This is a genomic window from Azospirillum brasilense (assembly GCF_003349955.1).
In the GTDB taxonomy this organism is placed as follows: domain Bacteria; phylum Pseudomonadota; class Alphaproteobacteria; order Azospirillales; family Azospirillaceae; genus Azospirillum; species Azospirillum brasilense_B.
In genome coordinates this window covers 35,947-52,130 of the sequence record NZ_QLKQ01000001.1, presented here as the reverse complement: position 1 = coordinate 52,130, position 16,184 = coordinate 35,947, and the positions used below count along the sequence as shown (strand labels likewise).

Sequence of the window (16,184 nt, the reverse complement as noted above, 5' to 3'; positions counted from 1 at the left end):
TATGGTCGCGGCCGAAAAAATCTGCGCCAGGAATCGTGAGGAAGACCCAATGGACGCCGACTCCATCCGCGCCGCCTACCGGCGCTACGCGCGCTTCTACGACCCCGTCTTCGGGAACCTGCTGGCGTCGGGCCGGCACGCCGCCGTGAAGTGGATCAACCGGCGGGGCGGCCTGCGCGTTCTGGAGGTGGGCGTGGGCACCGGCATCTCCCTGTCCGACTACCGCAAGGACAACAGCGTGGTCGGTATCGACCTGTCGTCGGAGATGCTGCGCGTCGCCCAGGACCGGGTGGACCGCGAGCGGTTGGAGAATGTGGAAGGGCTGCTGGAGATGGACGCCGGCAAGTTGGCCTTCGCCGATGGCAGCTTCGACCTCGTGGTTGCCATGTATGTGATGACGGTGGTTCCCGATCCGCAGGGCACGATGAACGAGCTGGAGCGTGTCTGCCGTCCCGGCGGCGACATTCTGATCGTCAACCATTTCGCCGCCGACAAGCCGGGCATCCGCCGCTCGGTGGAAAACTGGATGGCCCCCTTCTCCAAGAAGCTGGGCTGGCGTCCCGACTTCACGCTGGACACGCTGATGTCCGGCTCCCGTCTGACGGTGGAGGAGTTGCAGACCGTTCCGCCCTTCGGCCTGTTCAGCCTGCTGCACTGCCGCCGCGACGCCGCCACGCCCGCCTGACGGGCCGGAGCATAAGCGCCGGGGAACTCGACCGCGGCCATTGGAGTTTCCCTTCCGGACCTGGATCAACCGGGAATGGAAGGGATTCCATGGCGCGGCGGTGCGCGTTGCTCTTGGCGGGGATGCTGACGGCCGTCTCGGCGCTGCCCGCCGCCGGGGCGACGGTGACGCTCGCCTGCAGTGGGCTCGGCATCAGCTTCGACCTGTGCCGCGACGGCGCGCAGGAGTGGGCGCGGCGTAGCGGCAACGAGGTCCGCTTCGTCTCCCCGCCCAAGGGGGCGAGCGAGCAACTGGCGCTCTACCAGCAGCTCCTCGCCGCCGGGTCGCCGGACATCGACGTGTTCCAGATCGACGTGGTCTGGCCGGGCATCCTCGGCAACTACTTCATCGACCTGAAGGACCGCGCCGGGCCGGACACCGTCCGCCAACATCTTCCGGCGATGATCGAGGCGGCGACGGTCAAGGGGCGGCTGGTCGCGATGCCCTGGTTCGCCGACGCCGGGGTCCTCTACGCCCGCAAGGACCTGCTGGAGGCCCACGGGCGCCCCGTGCCGGAGACCTGGGAGGAGCTTCAGGACACCGCCGCGATGATTCAGCGGGCGGAGCGCGCCGCCGGGCGCGACCGCATGTGGGGCTATGTCTGGCAGGGCCGCGCCTATGAGGGGCTGACCGTCAACGCGCTGGAATGGATCGCCAGCCGCAACGGCGGCACCATCGTCGCCCCCGACGGCGCCATCACCATCGACAACCCGCAGGCCGCCGAGGCGCTGGCCATGGCCCACGGCTGGGTCGGCTCGATCAGCCCGCCCGGAGTCCTCAATTACATGGAGGAGGAGGCGCGCGGCGTCTTCCAGTCGGGCAACGCGGTCTTCATGCGCAACTGGCCCTACGCGTGGACGCTGGTCAACGCGGCGGACAGCGCGGTCGGCGGCAAGGTCGCCGTGGTGCCGCTGCCCAAGGGTGGATCGGAGGGGCGCCACACCGCCACGCTGGGCGGGCAGTTGCTGGCGGTCAGCAAATTCTCCGCCCATCCCAACGAGGCCGCGGACTTGGCGCTGCACCTGACCGGCTTGGCCGAGCAGAAGCGCCGGGCCATCCACGGCGCCTCCAACCCGACCATCCCGGCGCTCTACGAGGACGCGGAGGTGCTGGCCGCCAACCCCTTCTTCGCGGCGCTGGCCGACTCCATCGCCAACGCGGTCAACCGCCCGGCCCAGGCGACCGGCATGCGCTACAATCAGGTGTCGGCGGAGTTCTACGCCAACGTCCACGAGGTGCTGACCGGACGGCAGGACGCCAAGGCGATGCTGCCGGACCTCAAGGAGGCTCTGGTCCGCATCAGTCGGGGAGGGCGCTGGTGAGCGGTCTTCCGCATTCCAGCCTGGAGCGGCAGAGGCGCCGGGCGGCGTGGCTGTTCCTGCTGCCGATGCTGATCGTTCTGGCGGGGGTGGCCGGCTGGCCGCTGGTCCGCACCGTCTTCTTCTCCTTCACCGACGCGACGCTCGCCACGCTGGACAGCTTCCAGGGGGTGGGGGTGGACAATTACCTATGGCTGGTGCGCGACCCCGTCTGGTGGCGGGCGGTGTGGAACACGCTGGTCTTCACCGTGGTGTCGGTGGGGATCGAGACGGCGCTGGGGCTGGGCATCGCGCTGATCCTGAACGCGCATCTGCCGGGGCGCGGGTTGCTGCGCGCCGCCGTCCTGATTCCCTGGGCGATCCCCACCGTGGTGTCGGCCCAGATGTGGGGGTGGATGTTCCACGACCTTTACGGCGTGGTGAACGCGATTTTGATGGGGCTGGGGCTGATCGCCGAACCGCGGGCCTGGACCGCCGACCCCGATCTGGCCCTGCCGGTGGTGATCGCGGTCGATGTCTGGAAGTCCACGCCCTTCATGGCGCTGCTGATCCTGGCCGCGCTCCAGATGCTGCCGCGCGACCTCTACGAGGCGGCGCGGGTGGACGGGGTGCATCCGGTGAAGGTGTTCGTCCGCATCACCCTGCCGCTGATCCGTCCGGCGCTGATGGTGGCGGTGCTGTTCCGCACGCTGGACGCGCTGCGCGTGTTCGACCTGATGTATGTGCTGACCGGAAACAGCCGCTCGACCATGTCGATGTCGGTCTACGCCCGGCAATATCTGATCGACTTCCAGGACGTGGGCTACGGCTCCGCCGCGGCGACCCTGCTGGTCCTGGTGCTGGCGGTGGCGACCGTGCTGGCGGTGACGCTCGGCCGCGTCCGCGTCGATGCGGGGAGATGAGAGGATGGGCCTGAGACGGATCGTCTTTGCTCTCATGGTCCTGGGAATCGTCGCCTGGGCGGTGTTTCCCTTCGCCTGGGCCATCGTCACCTCGCTGAAGGCGGGCAGCGCGCTGTTCACGGTGGAGGCTTGGCCGTCGCATCCCTCGCTGGCGAATTACGCGGCGATCTTCAACGAGCAGCCCTTCGGGCGGAACATCCTGAATTCGCTGATGGCCGCTTCGGCGGTGGTCGCGCTGTCGCTGGGGTTGGCGGTTCTGGCCGCCTACGCGCTGGGGCGGGTGCGCTTCCGCGGGCGGGGGCTGCTGCTGTTCGTGGTGCTGGGCGTGTCGATGTTCCCGCAGGTCGCCGTTCTGTCGGGCCTGTTCGAGCTGGTGCGCTGGCTCGGCCTCTACAACCGGATCGGCTCGCTGGTGCTGTCCTACCTGATCTTCACGCTGCCCTTCACCGTCTGGGTGCTGACCACCTTCATGCGCGAGCTGCCGAAAGAGTTGGAGGAGGCCGCCATGGTGGACGGGGCCGGCCCCTTCGTGATCGTGACGCGGGTGTTCCTGCCGCTGATGGGGCCGGCGCTGGCGGCGACCGGGCTGCTCGCCTTCATCGCCGCCTGGAACGAGTTCCTGTTCGCCCTGACCTTCACCCTGACCGACGACGCGCGCACCGTGCCGGTGGCGATCGCGCTGATGTCGGGGGCCAGCCAGTACGAGCTGCCCTGGGGCCAGATCATGGCGGCGTCCGTGGTGGTGACGGTGCCGCTGATCGGGCTGGTGCTGCTGTTCCAGCGGCGGATCGTCTCCGGCCTGACCGCCGGCGCTGTGAAGGGGTAGGGCAATGGCGGGCGTCACGCTGCGCGGGGTGCGCAAGAGCTTCGGGCGGATCGAGGTCATCCACGGCGTCGACCTGGAGGTCGCGGACGGCGAGTTCGTCGCCTTCGTCGGGCCGTCCGGCTGCGGCAAGTCCACGCTGCTGCGGCTGATCGCCGGGCTGGAGGAGCCGAGTGGCGGGGACCTGTCCATCGGCGGGCAGCGGGTGAACGACCGGCCACCGGCGGCGCGCGGCATCGCCATGGTCTTCCAGTCCTACGCGCTCTACCCGCACATGACGGCCTACGACAACATGGCCTTCGGCCTGACCCTGGCGCGGACCGGCAAGGCGACCATCGCGGAGCGGGTGCGCGACGCCGCGCGTCTGCTGCAGATCGAGGACCTGCTCGACCGCAAGCCGCGCGACCTGTCGGGCGGGCAGCGCCAGCGGGTCGCCATCGGGCGGGCCATCGTGCGCGAGCCGCAGGTCTTCCTGTTCGACGAGCCGCTGTCCAACCTTGACGCCGGCCTGCGCGTGCAGATGCGCCTGGAGATCGCCAAGCTGAAGGCCGACCTGCGCGCCACCATGATCTACGTGACCCACGATCAGGTGGAGGCGATGACGCTGGCCGACCGCATCGTCGTGCTAAACGCCGGACGGGTGGAGCAGGCCGGCACGCCGCTGGAGTTGTACCACCGACCGCGCAACCGCTTCGTCGCCGGCTTCATCGGCTCGCCGGCTATGAACTTCCTGGATGTGGTCTCGGAGGGGCGGGCGGATGGGTCGGTGCGGGTGTGGCTGCCCGGCGGGGTGCCTCTGGACATTGCTGTGGATGGTGCCGCGCCGGCGGCGGGCACGCCGTTGACCCTTGGAGTGCGGCCGGAGCATGTCGGCTTGGCCGATGGAGGAGCCGGCCTGTTCGCCACCATCCTGGCCGTGGAGCGGCTGGGCGGCGAGACCCATTGCCACGCCGCGCTGGAGGACGGGCAAAGGCTCTTGGTCCGCCTCGACGGCGACCGGCCGGTGGCGGCGGGGGAGCGCTTGCGCTTGAACCTGCGGGGTGAAACCGCGCATCTCTTCGGGTCCGACGGGCAAAGGCTCTGAGCGTAGGGGTGGATCGCCCTGGTTTGCTTTCAAATGAACTTGCGGGCGAAGCGACGGTCGGCTTGAATGCCGCCATGGACATCATGACTCCCCGGCAGACCGACATCCTGGCGCTCGCCCGCAAGCAGGGGCGCGTGCTGGTCGACGATCTGGCCGCCCGCTTCAACGTCACGCCGCAGACCATCCGCAAGGACCTGAACGAGCTGTGCGACCGCCGCCTGCTCCAGCGGGTCCACGGCGGCGCCGTCGCCGGGTCGGGGGTGGAGAATCTCGGCTACGAGGCGCGGCGGCTGATCGCCCAGGACGAGAAGCGCGCCATCGGCCGCCGCGCCGCGGAGCTGGTGCCCGACAGCTCCTCCCTCTTCATCAACATCGGCACGACGACGGAGGAGGTCGCCCGCGCCCTCCAGGGACGCAGCGGGCTGGTGGTCATCACCAACAACATCAACGTCGCCAACCTGCTGCGCCCCGAGCCGCACATCGAGGTGATCGTGGCCGGCGGTGTGGTGCGGCGGTCGGACGGCGGCATCGTCGGCGAGGCCGCCATTGACTTCTTCAACCAGTTCATGGCCGACTTCGCGGTGATCGGCGCCTCGGCCATCGACGAGAGCGGGGCGCTGCTCGACTTCGACTACCGCGAGGTGCGGGTGTCGCAGGCGATCATGGCGAACGCCCGCCACGTCATCCTGGTCGCCGACCGCGGCAAGCTGGAACGCACCGCACCGGTGCGCATCGGCCATATCTCACAGGTCCACACCTTCGTCACCGACGTCCTGCCCTCCGACCGGCTGGCCCGCATCTGCCGGGAGGCGGGCGTGCGGGTGGAGGAACTGTTCCCCGACCGCGCGGCCGAGCCGGAACCCCAGGACTGAACCTTAAAGCGAACTTTCGTTCGCTTTAAACTCACATCGCCTCATTCGCCGGCGGGCTCCGGTCGCATGTGCGACCGGGACCGCCGTCGCGGTCCAAAGCGGATCGCGATCCGCTTTAAGCCAGCCAGACCCAGGCGACGACGACGAGGAGCAGCGACGCCGTGGAAGCGAGGCCGATGGGCAGCGCCAGTCGGTAGATCGCGGATTCCGCCTTGGTCAGCCCCAGCAGGCTGGAGGCCAGCACGATCCGGCCGGGGGTGAGCAGCGTGCAGACGCTGCCGGCCACGACCTGGATCGCGGCGGCGGCGATCAACGGCAGGCCGCTGCCCGACGCCAGATTGACCTGGATGTGCATCATCAGGGCGTTCGACGCGGTGTTGGAGCCGGTCAGCATCCCCGTCGCCGCCCCCAGCACCGGCACCGCCAGCACGGCGGCGGAGCCCGCCACCGCCTGCCACGCCTGCCCGAAGGCCGTGGCCCCGCCGGAGGCGGCCATGAAGGCGGCCAGCTCCACGAAGACCAGCGTCGCCGCCATCGGCACCAGCGCCGCGCGCAGGGCGGGACCCGCCACCGCCAGGGCACGCCCGCGCGGCAGGCTCGCCAGCATGACCAGGGCGATGGCGACCAGCCATGTCGAGGGGTGGCGCAGCAGGGGCATCGGCGCCAGCCCACCGAACGGGTCGAGGACCAGCGAGTTCGCCGTCCAGCCCGACAGCGGCGGCACCAGCCGGGTTGCCATCAGCCCGCCGACCAGAACCACATAGGGCCACAGAAGGGTGAGCAGCCGCGACAGGCCGGCGGCGTCGCGCGGCAGCCGTCGCGCCTCCACCGCCAGCAGAAGCACCGCCGTCGCCAGCCCGCCGCCCAACTCCGGCGCCACGAAACGGTTGGTCAGCCAGAGCAGCCCGGCCAGCGCCAGCATCAGGGCAACGTCCCGGACCCGGTCGGTCAGGCTGGAGGTCAGCCCGGCACCGTGGATCAGCCGCCAGAACACCAGCAGCAGGCTGGGCAGCACGACCACCATCAGAGCGGCGCTGGCCGTCCCCAGCTCGGTGAAGGACACGCCGATCAGCTCCGCCCCGACCCGTGTGCCGACGCCCAGCGCGCCCCAGGGGGCGAGCATCTGGCTGAACAGGCCCAGCGCCGCGGCATGGGCCGGCGGAAGGTTCAGCGGGCGCAGCAGGGCGAGCGCCACCACCAGCCCGACGCCGAACCCCGTCACCGATTCGGCGAAGGGGCCGGCGAGCAGGCAGGCGACGAAGACGGCGCGGCGGCGCTCGGCCGGGGTCTTCGCCTCGACCTGCGCCTCGGCCTTGACGGCCCGCGCCTCGAAGGCGCGGTGGAACAGCAGGCCCGCCGCGATGATCGACATGGCGTGCCACGCCAGCCACGCTCCCTCGCCGGCCTTCAGCGCCACGGCGGGGAGCAGGCCGGGCAGTTGGGCCGGCCAATCCGGAGCGGTGGCGCCGCTCGGCTGCGCCGCCATCAGGGCCGCCATGAGCACCCCGGCGGCCAGCGCCATACCCGCGGTCCCGGCGGTCAGCATGCTGACGCGCCGCGACACGAGCAGGGCGACGGTGGCGGCGAGCGGCAGAAGATGGAGGGTCAGGGGCATGATCGACACAGGGGACCGTGGAAGAAGCGTGCTGATATACTAATATCGGCACGCTTGGGCCAGCCCCATCGGTCTTTGCGCGGCTGCCCCGCGCGCCCGGCCCGTCCCCCCGGCGGTTTAGGCGCCCTTGGCGCCGCGCAGCAGGGCGATTTCCGCCAGCAGGTCGTCGATGGCGGCCAGCGCGAAGTCCAGCGCGGCCCGGTCGGCCAATCGGCCTTCCTTGATCTTCTCGTGCACCATGCCGATGACCACCTGCGGGCGGGCGATGACCCGGCCCATCATGCCGGACAGCGTCTCGCGCATTTCGTGCTGGGCGCGCACACCGCCGGTGAAGGCGGGGGAGGCGGTCATGATGAGGATCGGCTTGCCCCGCACCGGCGACTTCATGGCCGGGCGCGACGCCCAGTCCAGCGCGTTCTTCAGCACACCCGACATACCGTAATTGTATTCCGGGGAGATGATGACCAGCCCGTCGGCCGCGGCGATGGCGTCGCGCAGGGCGCTGGCCGGGGCCGGGGTGTTTTCGGCGTCCAGGTCGGGATCGTAGGGCGGAATGTCGTTCAGCGGGAAGAGCGTCATCTGCGCCTTGCCGTCCGCCGAGCTGCCCAGCGAGTTGGCGAGCGTGTTCAGCACCGCGGTGCAGTGGGAGTGGCGGCGGATGCTGCCGGAAAGACCGAGAAGGCGGACGGGCGTGGCGGTGTCGGTCATCGTGGCTGTCCTGTTGCGGTTTGAGAGGGATGTCCGTTCCAACGGTGCGCGTGGAGGATGGTGCCGCCCCCGTCCCTGCGCCGCAACTCGCGGGATCGGGGACCGGCCCGCGTCTCCGCTCCGGATCGAGGCGGACTCCGTAGAATCCACAATAGGGGAAAGCAGCGCTGCGAATACGCTTAAAATGCAAGATAAATCGATGATTTTTTCAGCGTTTGCAGGGCTCTAGCGGGTGGGCTCCGGCTCAAGCGAGGCTGGCGACGGGCTGGTACGGTGCGACAATATGGTGATGTTTTTCGGCCATTAATACAGTAGAAGTAGCACTTAAGTAGTGTTTGTGCGTGTTCTCCGCGACGGGGTGCTGGCTTATGCGCGACAATGGACCGGTTACGAACCGCGAAATCGAAATGGCCGACGACATGCTGCTTGTGTCGCGGACCGACACCCGCGGCAAGATCACGTTCGTCAATAAAGCATTTGTTGATATTAGCGGTTTCTCAGAAACGGAATTATTAGGCTCGCCACATAATCTTGTGCGCCATCCGGACATGCCCCCGGTGGCCTTTGCCAACCTGTGGGAAACCATCAAGGATGGCAGGCCGTGGGAAGGGCTGGTCAAGAACCGGTCCAAAAGCGGCGACCATTATTGGGTCAAGGCGAACGTCACCCCGATCACCGAGAAGGGCGTGGTGACGGAGTACATCTCGATCCGCACCAAGCCGACCCGCGAGGCGGTGGCGGAGGCCGAGCGCATCTACGCCGAGATCCGCGCCGGGCGCGGCCAGCAGTACGGGTTGCTGGACGGCCAGATCGTCCGCCGCGGCTTCGGGGTCTGGCTGGGCAATCTGACGTCGAGCATCGCCGGGCGCATCCTGGCAACCACCGGCCTGCTGTTGCTGACCGTCATGGTCCTCGGCTGGCTGAGCCTGACCGGCAGCGACAGCGTCGAAATCTTCGCAGGGCTGATGTTGTTCGGCCTGCTGGTGGCCGGCGTCGGCACGCTCAGCGTTCTGGGGACGGTGCGCCGTCCGCTCGGGCTCGTCGAAACCCATCTCGACGCCATCGCCCGCGGCGACCTGATGACCAACGTCCCCAGCTCCGGCGTGGCGGAGTTCGCCCGCATCCGCTCGCAGATCCGCGCCGTCAAGGCGAAGCTGAGCTACTCCATCCAGGAACGCGCGGAGCGTCAGCGCCAGGCGGAGGAGGAGCGCATCACCGCCCTCCAGGCCATGGCCGAGACGGTGGAGCGTGAAGCCAGCCACGCCGTGGAGCAGGTCGCCCTGCGCACCGGCGGCATGGCCCAGGACGCCGACGCCATGGCAACCTCGGCGGAGCGGGTCAGTGTCAACGCGCAGAACGTCGCCGCGGCGGCTGAGGAGGCCCTGGCCAACGCCCAGACCGTGGCGGCGGCGACGGAGGAGCTGGCGGCCTCGATCCGCGAAATCTCCGCGCAGATCGCCCATTCCAGCGCGGTCACCCGCCGCGCCGTGGAGAATGGCCAGCGCACCCAGGGCACCATCCAGTCGCTGTCCGAGGCGGTCGGCCGCATCGACGAGGTTGTCAAGCTGATCACCGACATCGCCAGCCAGACCAACCTGCTGGCGCTGAACGCCACCATCGAGGCGGCCCGCGCCGGCGAGGCCGGCAAGGGCTTCGCAGTGGTGGCCCAGGAGGTGAAGAACCTCGCCAACCAGACCGCCCGCTCGACCGAGGAGATCACCCGCCTGATCGCGGAGATCCAGGGGGTGACCGGCACCGCCGTGGGTGCCGTGGCGGAGATCGGCGACACCATCGGCGAGATCGACCAGATCTCCAGCGCCATCGCCGCGGCGATGGAGGAGCAGGCCGCCGCCACCCAGGAAATCAGCCGCAACGTGGTGGAAACCTCCAACGCCGCGCAGGAGGTGTCGGTGCGCATCGCCGCCGTCTCCAGCGACGCCGACCAGACCGGGTCGCAGGCGTCGGGCGTGCGGGCTGGTTCGGACGAGGTGGCGACCAGCATCGACGAGCTGCGCCGGGTGCTGGTGCGCGTCGTCCGCACCTCCACGACCGACGCCGACCGCCGCCGCAGCCCGCGCTACCGGGTGAACGAGGCGTGCAGCGCCGTGGTGCACGGGCGCGACCAGTCCGGCACCCTGACCGACCTGTCGAACGGCGGCGCCATGCTGAACGGGATCGCCGGTCTCGGCGTGGGCGACCGCGGCACCCTGCGGCTCGACCGCTTCGGCCTGACCGTCGCCTTCGAGGTGCGGGCCATCGACAAGGCGGCGGTCCATGTCCGCTTCGCCGAAAGCGACGTGGCCCAGCCGCGCTTCCGCGACGTCTTCGCCCAGCTCACCCGCGGGCTTCAGCCGGTGGCCGCCTGACGAACCGCAGTCTGTCCTGAAAAAGCGACGGCCCGGCGTGTGGAACGCTGGGCCGTCGTCGTTTCGGGCTTTCCCCCGTCAGCCCTGCGGCGTGTCCACGCGGTAGCGGAAGTCGCAATGGCTGGCGCCCTGCATGATCGTCTGCGTCCGCTCCATCGTGATCGACGGGTCGTAGCCCGTGCAGAAGGCGGCGTCGCGGTTGCAGGACAGCAGGTGGCCGATGTGACCCAGCCCCATCTCCCGGTACATCTCGGCGTAGCGGCAGCGGGTGACGTTGTAGTCGAACCGCGTCTCGTCCTGGTGCAGCACCTCCAGCCGCAGCGCGTCGTCCTTGGTCCACAGCGGCTGCAGGTCGGCGAAGCTTTTGAGGCTGGTGCCGTTCGGCTCGGTGGCGGCGAAGGCCGCGGCGGATTCCACCGCGGCGCGGGTGATGGCGGCGCCCAGGATCTCCTGCGCCACCGCCTCGCCCAGCCGGGCAGCCATTTCCTCATAGACCGGCTTCAGGATCGCCGCCTCGATCCCGCGGCGCTCCAGCATGCCCATCGCGGGCTTGGCCGCAGGCGTGTCGGTCGGTTCGGTCATCACGGTCTCCGTCAGTGGGCGTGGCCGCCGAGATAGGCCTCGGCGATGCGGGGATCGTCGCGGAGCTGGGCGGCCGGGCCGGCCAGCACGATGCGCCCGTCCTCCATCACCGCCGCGTGGTCGGCGACCCGCAGGGCGGCGCGGGCGTTCTGCTCGACCAGCAGGATCGACACGCCCTCCGCCCGGATGCGCTGCACCAGATCGAAGATTTGCGCGACGACCATCGGGGCCAGCCCCAGCGACGGCTCGTCGAGCAGGAGTAGGGCGGGACGGCGCATCAGGGCGCGGGCGATGCACAGCATCTGCTGCTCGCCGCCCGACAGCGACCCGGCGTTCTGGCGCAGACGCTCGCGCAGGACCGGGAACATGTCGAGCATCCGGTCGAGTTCGCCCAGGCCCACGTCGCCGCCGCCGAGCACCAGATTCTCCCGCACGCTCATGTTGGAGAAGATCTGGCGGCCTTCCGGCGCCTGCGACAGGCCGAGCTTGACGATGCGGTGGGCGGGCAGGTTGGCGATGGGCTCGCCGCGGAAGGCGATGCCGCCCCGGCTCGCCCGGTAGACGCCGGAGATCGCCCGCATCAGCGTCGTCTTGCCGACGCCGTTGGAGCCCAGAACGGCGACGATGGCGCCCTGCGCCACGGTCAGGTCGATGCCGTGCAGGATCTCCTGCGGCCCCATGGTGACGTGCAGGTTCTCGATCGCGAGGATCGGGCCGTTGGCTTGCGGCTGGCTCATGCGTCCACCCCCAGATAGGCTTCCAGCACCGCTGGGTCGCGGCGGATGGCGTCGGGCGGGCCGTCGGCGATCTTGCGGCCGGAGGCGAGCACCAGGATGCGCTGGCAGATGCTCATGACCAGGGTCATGTCGTGCTCCACCAGCATGATGGTCAGGCCGGTGCCGTGCAGCCGCTTGATGAAGTCGGCCAGAGCGCGCGTCTCGGTGTCGTTGAGGCCGGCGGCCGGCTCGTCGAGGATCAGGAAGCGCGGCTGCATCGCCAGGGCGCGGGCGATCTCCAGATACTTGCGCTGGCCGTAGGGCAGGTTGGCCGCCAACTCCCCCGCCACATGGGTCAGGCCGACGGCCTCCAGCGCCTCCCAGGTGCGGCGGCTGATCTCGGCGGAGCGGGCGCCGCCCCCGGCGAGGGAACCGAACAGCGCGCCCAGCGCCCCCTGCGGCAGCGCGCCCACGGCACCCACCGACACGTTGTCGAAGACCGACATGTTCGGGAAGACGCGCAGGTTCTGGAAGGTGCGGCTGATGCCCAGCCGGGCCACCTGGTTGGTCTTCAGCCCGCTGATGGTCCGGCCGTCGAAGGAGACGGTGCCCGACGACAGCGGCGTGAAGCCGGAGATCAGGTTGAACAGGGTGGTCTTGCCGGCGCCGTTCGGGCCGATCAGCCCGACCAGCTCGCCCTCGTCCACATGGCCGGTCACGTCGTTGACGGCCAGAACGCCGCCGAAGCGGCGGCTGACGTTGCGGATGTCGAGAAGATGGGTCATCGCCAGCCGATCCCTTCGCCCTTCACGGTGTTGCGCCACGCCGCACCCAGCTGGCGCCGCGCGAGCTGGAGCGCGGAGACCTCGCCCAGCAGGCCCTTGGGCAGCAGCAGGATCGACAGGAACATCACCAGACCGACCATGATGTTGCGGAAGTCGCCGAAGGCGCGCAGCCCTTCCGGCAGCAGAATCAGCAGAAGCGCGCCGATCACCGCGCCGGGCAGGCTGCCCAGGCCGCCCACCACCACCATCGCCAGGATCAGGATGGATTCGGAGAACTTGAAGTCGCCCGGCGAGATGTAGCCGGTCATGTGCGCCCACAGGCTGCCCGCCACCCCGGCGAAGAAGGCCGACAGGGTGAAGGCCTCCATCTTCAGCCGCGCCGTGCTGACGCCCATGGCGTCGGCGCACTGGTCGTCCTCGCGGATCGAGCGCAGGGCGTTGCCGTAGTAGGAGTGGCTGAGCCGCCCGATCGCCAGCACGCACAGCGCCACCACCGTCGCCACCGTGTAATAGGTGGCGAGCCGGCCCGACAGGCTGAAGCCGAACAGCTCCAGGCCCTTGGTGACGATGATGCCGTTGGGGCCCTTGGTAAACTCCACCCAGTTCAGCATGACCAGATAGAGCATCTGCCCGATGGCCAGCGTCGCCACGGCGAAATAGATGCTGACCAGCCGCATGGTCGGCAGCGCCACCAGGAAGGCGATCAGCGCCGCCACCACACCGGACAGCGGCAGGGTCACCGTGAAGCCCAGTCCGAACTTGGTCGAGAGCAGGGCGGCGGTGTAGGCGCCGACCCCGTAGAAGGCGGCGTGCCCGAGATGCAGCAGCCCGGCGACCCCGGTGACCAGATGCATGGAGGCGGACAGCAGGATGAAGATCAGCGCCAGATTGGCGATCTGGTAGAAATAGCCGCGGTCGAAGCCGGCCAGCATGGCCGGCAGTCCCACGAAGACCAGCAGGGCGAGCAGGAGCGGTATCAGCAACCCCCGCCCGCGCGGCGGCGCCGACAGGTCAGACACGTTCACGGCGCGCTCCGAACAGTCCGTTGGGGAAGAAGATCAGGGTCAGGATCAGGAAGCCGTAGGCCACCATGTCCGACCAGCCCGACGACACGAAGGTCGTCGCCATGCTCTCCGAGATGCCCAGGATCAGGGCGCAGATGACCGCACCCGGGATCGAGGACAGCCCGCCCATCACCATGGCGACGAAGGCCTTGATGCCGGGAACGAAGCCCATGGCGGGGAAGATCGCTCCGTAATAGAGCCCGGTCAGGATGCCCGCCGCCGCCCCCATCATCGAGCCGACGACGAAGGTCATGATGATGGTGCGGTCGGTGTCGATGCCGACATACTTGGCGCCCAGCGGGTTGTTCGACACCGCCCGGATCGACAGGCCGATGCGGGTGCGGGTCAGCAGATACTGGAGACCGATCAGCATCGCCGCGGCCACGCCGAAGATGATGAAGTCGCCGGTCACCAGGATCACCGGCCCGATGCGCACCGGCGTGTTGATGAGATACTCGAACGGGACGGAGCGCATCTGCGACCCGAACACGATCTCCAGCGCCTCGCGCACCACGATGGACACGGCGAGCGAGGAGAGCAGGGTGGACTCGCGCATCGCCCGCGACTTCAGCGACGCCTCGTCGGTGAAGCGGCGGAAGGGTTTGAAGGCGATCCGTTCCAGCGAGAATCCGGCCATGGCGCCGATCGCCAGGGCGATGAAGATCACCGCGAAGATCGGCGGGGCCGTCGCGGAGATCAGCACCAGCCCGGCGAAGGCGCCCAGCGTGTAGACCTCGCCATGGGCGAAGTTGACGACGTTCAGCACGCCGAAGATCAGCGTGAAGCCGATTGCCATCAGCGCGTAGGTCATCCCCAGCGACAGCCCGATGGCGAGCTGCTGGAGGTAGTAAGGGTCGATCATGCGGGCCGTTCGCTGGAGATCGTTAGGCTATCGGGTCGGAAGGGGGCGCGCCGGTCAGTCGGCGACCGGCACGAAGGCGCCGCCCTTGACCTCGACCTTCACCAGCTCCTTCTCGGCCTCGCGGTCGGCGCTGAAGCTGGTCTTGCCGGTGACGCCGGCGAAGTCCTTCGTCTCGGCCAGGGCGTCGCGCACCTTCTCGCGGGTCGGGTTCGGGTACGCCTTCTCGACCGCGGCCAGCATGATGCGCACGGCGTCATAGGCCTGGGCCGGGAACTGGCCGGGAACCGCGCCGTTGGAGGCGGCCTTCCACTCCGTCACGAAATGCTGGATGTGCGGGGCCGGGTCGGTCGGCAGGAAGTTGGAGGTCAGGTGCACGCCCTCCGCCGCTTCACCGGCCAGCTCGATCAGCTTCGGGCTGTAGGCGGCCGAGGTCGAGTAGACCGGGGTCTTGATGCCGAGCTGCTGCACCTGGCGCAGGAACTGCGCGCCGTCCTCATAGAAGAAGCCGGTGTAGATGGCGTCCGGCTTCGCCCGCTCCAGCTTGCTGATCAGCGAGCGGTAGTCCTTCAGGCCGCGGTTGAAGAACTCGGAGAACACGACCGTGCCGCCGTTGGCCTTCACACCGTCGGTGAAGCCGGAGACGACGGACTGGCCCCAGTCGGTCTGCTCGGCGATGACGGCGATGTTCTTGTAGCCCTTGGACAGCATCCACTTGGCGTTGTAGGGGCCTTCCTGCGCCTGGGTGGCGATGTTGCGGAACTGGTACTTGGAGATCTTGGTGTAGTCGGGGTGCGAGGCCGTCTGCGAGAGCTGCGGCATCCCGGCGTCCTTGTACACCTGCGCCGAGGCCATCGACACGCCCGAGGTGAAGTCGCCCAGCACGCCGACGATCGCCTTGTCGTCCACGAACTTGCGGGCGATGTTGGTGCCTTCCTTGGCGTCGGAGCGGCTGTCCTCGAAGACGATCTCCGCCTTGAAGGGCTTGCCGGCGGCGTTGAACTCGGTCAGCGCGATCTCGGCGGCCTTGCGGAAGTCCTGGCCGTACTGGGCGGTCTCGCCGGTCAGCGGGAGCTGGTAGCCGATCTTCACGGTGTCGGCGGCCAGGGTGGTGCCGGCCAGTGCGGCCGTCATGAGGGCGGCGAGGGAGGCGGTCTTCAGGGCGGTCATCGCGTGTGAACCTTTCTTGTGAAGGCCGGCTTCGAGGCCGGTGTTGGGCAGCATCGTACGATTGGGAGGCTTACTCGGCGGGTCAGGCGGCCTTCGGGCCGGGGAGAACCTTCAGGCGGCAACAGCCCTCGTCGCCAGGCTTCCAGGTCTCGCCGCGGAAGACGAAGCCGGCCGCCTCGAACAGGCCGCCATCGATGGCGCCGGCCATGTTGCAGAGCAGCTCCAGATCCTCGTCGGACTTGCCCTGGGCCTGCCACGCCTCCTTCAGGGGACAGCGGTGGAAATGGATTTCCAGCGCGTCGCCGTCGCAGCGCTTGATTTCCGGAGCGAACATGGAATCGCGGTTCGGGATGCCGTCGAGGAAGGCATGGCACAGGCCGGCGAGGTCGTCGGGACCGTGCGCCGCGTACTTCACGCCCATCGCCTCGCCCAGGCGGCGGGTCGCCTCGCGCCCGATGTCCAGCGCCGTCTCGGTGCCGTAGCGCTCGCGCAGCACGTCGAACATGTGGGCGTAGGACGCGGCCCGCATGGCGTAGGCGTTGCGCAGCTGCGTGGCGTGGTCCGGGGCGGCGGGCGCCTTGGTGTCTTCAGTCAT

At 69.1% G+C, this 16,184-nt stretch carries 16 protein-coding genes; 7 read left to right on the top strand and 9 right to left on the bottom strand.

What is annotated here, in order from left to right; all coding sequences use genetic code 11:
* Window positions 1-49 precede the first annotated feature (49 nt).
* The 6 genes from DXK32_RS00235 (at window position 50) to DXK32_RS00210 (ending at window position 5,724) form a co-directional block, all read left to right on the top strand.
* On the top strand, window positions 50-685 hold the full coding sequence (locus DXK32_RS00235; RefSeq protein WP_114856659.1) for a class I SAM-dependent methyltransferase: 636 nt from the start codon (window positions 50-52) through the stop codon (window positions 683-685).
* An 89-nt stretch (window positions 686-774) separates the two neighbouring features.
* Window positions 775-2,046 carry an ABC transporter substrate-binding protein gene (locus DXK32_RS00230; protein ID WP_114856658.1) on the top strand — a complete coding sequence of 424 codons (1,272 nt, stop codon included), beginning with the start codon at window positions 775-777 and terminating at the stop codon, window positions 2,044-2,046.
* The gene (locus DXK32_RS00225) at window positions 2,043-2,945 is read left to right on the top strand and encodes a carbohydrate ABC transporter permease (protein WP_432612336.1); all 903 of its coding nucleotides are present in this window, start codon (window positions 2,043-2,045) and stop codon (window positions 2,943-2,945) included. The genes DXK32_RS00230 and DXK32_RS00225 overlap by 4 nt, the downstream gene beginning before the upstream one ends.
* Window positions 2,946-2,949: 4 nt before the next feature.
* A complete protein-coding gene (locus DXK32_RS00220) occupies window positions 2,950-3,771 on the top strand; it encodes a carbohydrate ABC transporter permease (protein ID WP_162801019.1) in 822 nt (273 codons plus the stop codon).
* 4 nt (window positions 3,772-3,775) lie between these two features.
* Entirely contained in the window at window positions 3,776-4,852 is a 1,077-nt protein-coding gene (locus DXK32_RS00215; RefSeq protein ID WP_114856656.1) for an ABC transporter ATP-binding protein, read from the top strand.
* Window positions 4,853-4,926: 74 nt separating this feature from the next.
* On the top strand, window positions 4,927-5,724 hold the full coding sequence (locus tag DXK32_RS00210) for a DeoR/GlpR family DNA-binding transcription regulator (RefSeq protein WP_114856655.1): 798 nt from the start codon (window positions 4,927-4,929) through the stop codon (window positions 5,722-5,724).
* 115 nt (window positions 5,725-5,839) lie between these two features.
* Here DXK32_RS00210 and DXK32_RS00205 read toward each other — a convergent pair whose 3' ends face one another.
* Together DXK32_RS00205 and DXK32_RS00200 are read right to left on the bottom strand one after the other, a co-directional pair.
* Window positions 5,840-7,339, bottom strand: coding sequence for an L-lactate permease (locus DXK32_RS00205; RefSeq protein ID WP_114856788.1), 1,500 nt, complete (start codon window positions 7,337-7,339; stop codon window positions 5,840-5,842).
* 117 nt (window positions 7,340-7,456) lie between these two features.
* The gene (locus DXK32_RS00200) at window positions 7,457-8,047 is read right to left on the bottom strand and encodes an NADPH-dependent FMN reductase (protein ID WP_114856654.1); all 591 of its coding nucleotides are present in this window, start codon (window positions 8,045-8,047) and stop codon (window positions 7,457-7,459) included.
* 368 nt (window positions 8,048-8,415) lie between these two features.
* On the opposite strand from DXK32_RS00200, the gene DXK32_RS00195 reads away from it, so the two are divergent.
* The gene (locus DXK32_RS00195) at window positions 8,416-10,413 is read left to right on the top strand and encodes a methyl-accepting chemotaxis protein (protein WP_205215596.1); all 1,998 of its coding nucleotides are present in this window, start codon (window positions 8,416-8,418) and stop codon (window positions 10,411-10,413) included.
* 78 nt (window positions 10,414-10,491) lie between these two features.
* On the opposite strand, the gene DXK32_RS00190 is transcribed toward DXK32_RS00195, so the two are convergent.
* From DXK32_RS00190 to DXK32_RS00160, 7 genes are all read right to left on the bottom strand, one after another.
* Window positions 10,492-10,995 (bottom strand): L-2-amino-thiazoline-4-carboxylic acid hydrolase, encoded by a 504-nt coding sequence (locus DXK32_RS00190; RefSeq protein ID WP_114856653.1) that lies wholly within the window; start codon window positions 10,993-10,995, stop codon window positions 10,492-10,494.
* 11 nt (window positions 10,996-11,006) lie between these two features.
* Window positions 11,007-11,732: an ABC transporter ATP-binding protein gene (locus tag DXK32_RS00185; protein ID WP_114856652.1), complete on the bottom strand. Its 726-nt coding sequence runs from the start codon at window positions 11,730-11,732 to the stop codon at window positions 11,007-11,009.
* On the bottom strand, window positions 11,729-12,496 hold the full coding sequence (locus DXK32_RS00180) for an ABC transporter ATP-binding protein (RefSeq protein ID WP_114856651.1): 768 nt from the start codon (window positions 12,494-12,496) through the stop codon (window positions 11,729-11,731). The genes DXK32_RS00185 and DXK32_RS00180 overlap by 4 nt, the downstream gene beginning before the upstream one ends.
* On the bottom strand, window positions 12,493-13,521 hold the full coding sequence (locus DXK32_RS00175) for a branched-chain amino acid ABC transporter permease (protein ID WP_247876894.1): 1,029 nt from the start codon (window positions 13,519-13,521) through the stop codon (window positions 12,493-12,495). The genes DXK32_RS00180 and DXK32_RS00175 overlap by 4 nt, the downstream gene beginning before the upstream one ends.
* Window positions 13,508-14,422, bottom strand: coding sequence for a branched-chain amino acid ABC transporter permease (locus DXK32_RS00170; protein ID WP_040136279.1), 915 nt, complete (start codon window positions 14,420-14,422; stop codon window positions 13,508-13,510). Before DXK32_RS00170 ends, DXK32_RS00175 begins: the two co-directional genes overlap by 14 nt.
* Before the next feature lie 54 nt (window positions 14,423-14,476).
* Complete coding sequence (locus tag DXK32_RS00165; RefSeq protein WP_114856650.1) at window positions 14,477-15,589, bottom strand: ABC transporter substrate-binding protein; 1,113 nt, start codon at window positions 15,587-15,589, stop codon at window positions 14,477-14,479.
* Window positions 15,590-15,671: 82 nt separating this feature from the next.
* Window positions 15,672-16,184, bottom strand: a complete 513-nt coding sequence (locus tag DXK32_RS00160) for an L-2-amino-thiazoline-4-carboxylic acid hydrolase (protein WP_114856649.1) — start codon at window positions 16,182-16,184, stop codon at window positions 15,672-15,674.

What these genes read in the sequence shown, in the direction of transcription:
- DXK32_RS00230 (WP_114856658.1), top strand. Translation starts at nt 775, where the DNA reads ATGGCGCGGCGGTGCGCGTTGCTCTTGGCGGGGATGCTGACGGCCGTC.
- DXK32_RS00180 (WP_114856651.1), bottom strand. Translation starts at nt 12,496, where the DNA reads ATGACCCATCTTCTCGACATCCGCAACGTCAGCCGCCGCTTCGGCGGC.
- DXK32_RS00170 (WP_040136279.1), bottom strand. Translation starts at nt 14,422, where the DNA reads ATGATCGACCCTTACTACCTCCAGCAGCTCGCCATCGGGCTGTCGCTG.
- DXK32_RS00215 (WP_114856656.1), top strand. Translation starts at nt 3,776, where the DNA reads ATGGCGGGCGTCACGCTGCGCGGGGTGCGCAAGAGCTTCGGGCGGATC.
- DXK32_RS00160 (WP_114856649.1), bottom strand. Translation starts at nt 16,184, where the DNA reads ATGACTGAAGACACCAAGGCGCCCGCCGCCCCGGACCACGCCACGCAG.
- DXK32_RS00205 (WP_114856788.1), bottom strand. Translation starts at nt 7,339, where the DNA reads ATGCCCCTGACCCTCCATCTTCTGCCGCTCGCCGCCACCGTCGCCCTG.
- DXK32_RS00220 (WP_162801019.1), top strand. Translation starts at nt 2,950, where the DNA reads ATGGGCCTGAGACGGATCGTCTTTGCTCTCATGGTCCTGGGAATCGTC.
- DXK32_RS00200 (WP_114856654.1), bottom strand. Translation starts at nt 8,047, where the DNA reads ATGACCGACACCGCCACGCCCGTCCGCCTTCTCGGTCTTTCCGGCAGC.
- DXK32_RS00190 (WP_114856653.1), bottom strand. Translation starts at nt 10,995, where the DNA reads ATGACCGAACCGACCGACACGCCTGCGGCCAAGCCCGCGATGGGCATG.
- DXK32_RS00210 (WP_114856655.1), top strand. Translation starts at nt 4,927, where the DNA reads ATGGACATCATGACTCCCCGGCAGACCGACATCCTGGCGCTCGCCCGC.
- DXK32_RS00165 (WP_114856650.1), bottom strand. Translation starts at nt 15,589, where the DNA reads ATGACCGCCCTGAAGACCGCCTCCCTCGCCGCCCTCATGACGGCCGCA.
- DXK32_RS00195 (WP_205215596.1), top strand. Translation starts at nt 8,416, where the DNA reads ATGCGCGACAATGGACCGGTTACGAACCGCGAAATCGAAATGGCCGAC.
- DXK32_RS00185 (WP_114856652.1), bottom strand. Translation starts at nt 11,732, where the DNA reads ATGAGCCAGCCGCAAGCCAACGGCCCGATCCTCGCGATCGAGAACCTG.
- DXK32_RS00235 (WP_114856659.1), top strand. Translation starts at nt 50, where the DNA reads ATGGACGCCGACTCCATCCGCGCCGCCTACCGGCGCTACGCGCGCTTC.